Consider the following 875-nt stretch of genomic DNA (forward strand, 5'->3'; position numbering starts at 1 on the left):
GCCCAGTTGAGGGCGAGGTCCGCGACGGCCTCCCAGCCCGGCTGCGCCACGGTGTAGTGCGAGCGGCCCTTGAGCTCCACGTACTCCGTCACCGCCTTCGACTTCGCGTAGCGCTTCACGTTCTCCCGCTGGATTTTCGCCGGGAGGATGATGTCCGAGTCACCCGAGAGGAACAGCAGCGGCGCGCGCTCGTCGTTCTTCAGATTCACGGTGACTTCGGAGTGCGGCGTCAGGTTGGCGAGGGCGCCCTGGAACAGCGCGCGGCCCGAGCCCGGCACGTACTGCGTGCGGTACACCTCGTCCGACTCCTCCTGCGTCAGCGTGTTGGTGAAGGCGTAGTGGAACTGCTCGGGCGTCATCGGCGCGGGGCGGTTCACGTTGGCCGGGTTGAGCAGCGTGGACGCGGTCGACTTGATGGTGGTGAACGGCAGCGTGTAGACGCCCTTCACCGGCGCGGAGTGGATGGCGACGCCCGCGGCGCCCACGCCCCTGTCCAACAGCATCTGCACGAAGGCGCCGCCGTAGGAGTGGCCCATGAGGATGGGCGGGGTGGGCAGCGCGCGGATGATGCGCTCGTAGTGGTCGACAATCTGCTTCACGCGCAGATTCTCCAGCGGCGTCGGGTCCTTCTGGAGCGCCTCCACGCCGACCTCCAGGCCGGGCCAGGACGGGGCGATGACGCGGTAGCCGGCCTTCGTGAAGCGGTCAACCCAGCCCTGCCAGCTCCTGGGCGTCATCCACATGCCGTGGACGAGGACGATGGTGTCGGGCTGGGTCTGGGTCTTCTGGACGGTGGCGCTCATGGCGTACTCCCTCTTGGGTTCACCGCGTCTGCCGCGGTGTGCGTTGCTGACAAGAGGAACAGTAGAGACCTG

1 protein-coding gene is annotated in these 875 nt (G+C 67.5%); it reads right to left on the bottom strand.

Annotated elements, in window-relative coordinates; genetic code table 11:
• The coding region (locus HUA78_RS45705) for an alpha/beta hydrolase (protein WP_174479129.1) at positions 1–803 on the bottom strand (803 nt) is incomplete at its 3' end.
• Positions 804–875: the final 72 nt, after the last annotated feature.

Source organism: Myxococcus sp. CA033 (genome assembly GCF_013336625.1).
GTDB classification, from domain to species: Bacteria; Myxococcota; Myxococcia; order Myxococcales; family Myxococcaceae; genus Myxococcus; species Myxococcus llanfairpwllgwyngyllgogerychwyrndrobwllllantysiliogogogochensis.